This is a genomic window from Brevundimonas sp. EAKA, assembly GCF_000698025.1.
Lineage (GTDB): Bacteria > Pseudomonadota > Alphaproteobacteria > Caulobacterales > Caulobacteraceae > Brevundimonas > Brevundimonas mediterranea_A.
Genome location: NZ_JMQR01000202.1, coordinates 1 through 3,301, shown reverse-complemented (window position 1 = coordinate 3,301; position 3,301 = coordinate 1). Strand labels below are relative to the sequence as shown.

The 3,301-nt window shown below is 63.5% G+C and carries 3 protein-coding genes; all 3 read left to right on the top strand.

Features of this window, described 5'->3' with window-relative positions:
• Positions 1-88: 88 nt before the first annotated feature.
• Entirely contained in the window at positions 89-2,257 is a 2,169-nt protein-coding gene (gene uvrB / locus ER13_RS16650) for an excinuclease ABC subunit UvrB (RefSeq protein ID WP_155988188.1), read from the top strand.
• A gap of 23 nt (positions 2,258-2,280) precedes the next feature.
• The gene (locus ER13_RS18100) at positions 2,281-2,715 is read left to right on the top strand and encodes a very short patch repair endonuclease (protein ID WP_081836269.1); all 435 of its coding nucleotides are present in this window, start codon (positions 2,281-2,283) and stop codon (positions 2,713-2,715) included.
• 60 nt (positions 2,716-2,775) lie between these two features.
• A partial coding sequence (locus tag ER13_RS16645) for a DNA cytosine methyltransferase (protein WP_035311094.1) occupies positions 2,776-3,301 on the top strand: 526 nt, incomplete at its 3' end.

The window sequence follows — 3,301 nt, the reverse complement described above, 5'->3', positions numbered from 1 at the left end:
TCACGCCGCCGAGTACGAATATTTTTTTTTTTTTAAATGATCGGCGCACCCCGAGATACCCCACGGGGTGGGCCGCGGGCGGCGTAAATTGTGTAAAGGAGCCGCCCCCCCCCCCCCGCACGGGGGCAAGAAGAAGGGCGGCCGCTTCCGGCTCGAGACGAAATACACCCCCGCCGGCGACCAGCCCGCCGCCATCGCCGAACTGGTCGCCCAGGCCGAGGCGGGCGACCGCGATCAGGTGCTGCTGGGCGTCACCGGCTCGGGCAAGACCTTCACCATGGCCAAGGTCATCGAACAGACCCAGCGCCCGGCCCTGATCCTGGCCCCGAACAAGACCCTGGCGGCCCAGCTCTACTCCGAGTTCAAGTCATTCTTCCCGGACAACGCCGTCGAATATTTCGTCAGCTACTACGACTACTACCAGCCTGAAGCTTATGTTCCGCGTACGGACACCTATATCGAGAAGGACTCGAGCATCAACGAGCAGATCGACCGGATGCGGCACTCGGCGACGCGGGCGATCCTGGAGCGGGAGGATGTGATCGTCGTCGCCTCCGTGTCCTGCATCTACGGCATCGGGTCGGTCGAGACCTATACGGCCATGACCTTCACGCTGAAGGTGGGGGACCAGATCGACGAGGCGAAGCTGCGGGCCGATCTGATCGCGCTGCAGTACAAGCGCAACGACCTGAATTTCGACCGCGGCATGTTCCGCAAGCGCGGCGACGTCATCGAGATCTTCCCGGTCCACCTTGAGGACCGCGCCTGGCGCATCAGCCTGTTCGGCGACGAACTGGAGGCGATCCAGGAGTTCGACCCCCTGACCGGCAAGAAAACCGCCGACCTGACCGAGATCACCGTCTACGCCGCCAGCCACTATGTGACCCCGCGCCCGACGCTGAACCAGGCCACCCAGGGCATCAAGGCCGAGCTGAAGGAGACGCTGGACTGGATGATCGAGAACGGCAAACTCCTCGAAGCCCAGCGCCTGGAGCAACGCACCCGTTTCGACCTGGAGATGATGGAGGCCACCGGCAGCTGCGCCGGCATCGAGAACTATTCCCGCTGGCTGACCGGCCGCGCCCCCGGCGAGCCCCCGCCCACCTTCTTCGAATACATCCCCGACAACGCCCTGCTGTTCGTGGACGAGAGCCACGTCACCATCGGCCAGATCAACGGCATGTTCCGCGGCGACTACCGCCGCAAATCCACCCTGGCCGAATATGGTTTCCGCCTGCCCTCCTGCATCGACAACCGCCCGCTGAAGTTCGAGGAATGGGAGGCCATGCGCCCCCAGACGGTTCACGTGTCAGCCACCCCCGGCGCCTGGGAGATGGACCAGGCCGGCGGCGTCTTCGTCGAACAGGTCATCCGCCCCACCGGCCTGATCGACCCCCCGGTCGAGATCCGCCCGGTCTCGGGCCAGACCCGCAACCAGGTCGACGACGTCATCGACGAGGTCAAGGCCACCACCCGCGCCGGCTACCGCTCCCTGGTCACCACCCTGACCAAGAAGATGGCCGAGGACCTGACCGAATACATGCATGAACAGGGGATCCGCGTCCGCTACATGCACTCCGACGTCGATACGCTGGAGCGGATCGAGATCCTGCGCGACCTGCGTCTGGGATCCTTCGACTGCCTGATCGGCATCAACCTGCTGCGCGAGGGGCTGGACATCCCCGAGTGCGGCCTGGTCGCCATCCTGGACGCGGACAAGGAGGGCTTCCTGCGCTCCGAGACGTCGCTGATCCAGACCATCGGCCGCGCCGCGCGCAACATCGACGGCCGCGTCATCCTGTACGCCGACCGCATGACCGGCAGTATGGAGCGCGCCATCGCAGAGACCGACCGCCGCCGCGAACGCCAGATGGCCTACAATACCGAACACGGCATCACGCCCGAAAGCGTAAAGCGCGACATCAAGGAGCTGATGGACAGCCCCTATGAGTCCCGCGAGATGGACCGCCTGACCCGCCCCGGCGTCGCCGAAGCCTCCAAACCCTTCGTCGGCTCAAACTTCCAGGCCGCGCTCAAGGACCTGGAAGGCCGCATGCGCGAAGCCGCCTCCAACCTGGAGTTCGAGGAAGCCGGCCGCCTGCGCGACGAGATCAAGCGCATGAAGCTGCTGGACCTGGAATTCGCCAACGAGGCCCTGACGGGGGCGGGGGAAGAGGTGGACCGGTCGGCGCCGAAGAAGTGGCGCGCGGAAGCGGCAGCGGAGAAGGCGGAGGCGTTTAGGAAGGGGCGGTTGTAGGGAGAGGGTCGCTGCCAGTGAGCATGAAACCGAAGGACGCGCGGACCTCTTCCGCCATGTCGCGGGTACGACAAGCCAAGACCGCTCCGGAAGAACGTGTCGCGGCCGTCCTCCGCGAACTCGGCATTGCGTATCGACGCAACGCTAAGGCGCTGCCCGGCAAGCCCGATTTCACCAATCGCTCAAAGGGATGGGCCATTCAGGTTCATGGCTGTTTCTGGCATCAGCATGATTGCAAGCGGGGAACTTTACCGGCGCATAACCGCGAAGCCTGGGAGGCAAAATTCGCCCGGAACCGCGCGCGTGACGTTGAGGTTGATGAAGCGCTGAAAAAGCTGGGGCTGTCTGTGCTGACGCTTTGGGAGTGCGAGACGCGACAGCCGACTCGGCTCAAAGAGACGATAAGTGATCACTTAACGTCGGTAGCACTTCCGACGACGATTAACCATAGGTTGTAGCGTATTGACACAGCCGCGATGTTCGCGCTTTGTTTCAGCTCCAACCTTTTCGAGGCCCACATGTCTTTGCGACTGATTGATCTTTTCAGCGGCGCCGGCGGTATGAGCCTCGGCTTCTGTGACAAACAGTTCTGCGGTGGTTTTGAAACCGTTCTGGCGATCGACAATGACGCCGCGGCGGTCAAGACGCACGGACTCAACTTCCCGGGGCGTTCGATCAAGGCCAACATCGAAGAGTGGCTGCTCGAAAATGAAGTGCCTCAGGCCGACGTGGTCATCGGCGGGCCGCCTTGTCAGGGCTTCAGTCTCCTCAACAAGAAGCGCGACGGCGATGCTCGGCGCGCTCTGTGGGAACCCTTCATCGAAATTGCTGAACGCTCCGGCGCTCGCGTCTTCGTCATGGAGAACGTCGCTGAACTCTATCGTTCGCCGGAACGGCAGTTGATCGAGGCCAAGGCGAAACAACACGGCTTCCAGACGTCGGCCGCCATCCTGAACGCCGCCGATTACGGCGCGCCGCAGACACGGAAGCGAACGATCATCCTCGGCTGGCGCGGGGCGTTCAATCTGCCGACCTTCCCCCCCC

Excerpts from the sequence above, each read along its gene's own strand:
- ER13_RS18100 (WP_081836269.1), top strand. The coding sequence starts at position 2,281 with ATGAAACCGAAGGACGCGCGGACCTCTTCCGCCATGTCGCGGGTACGA.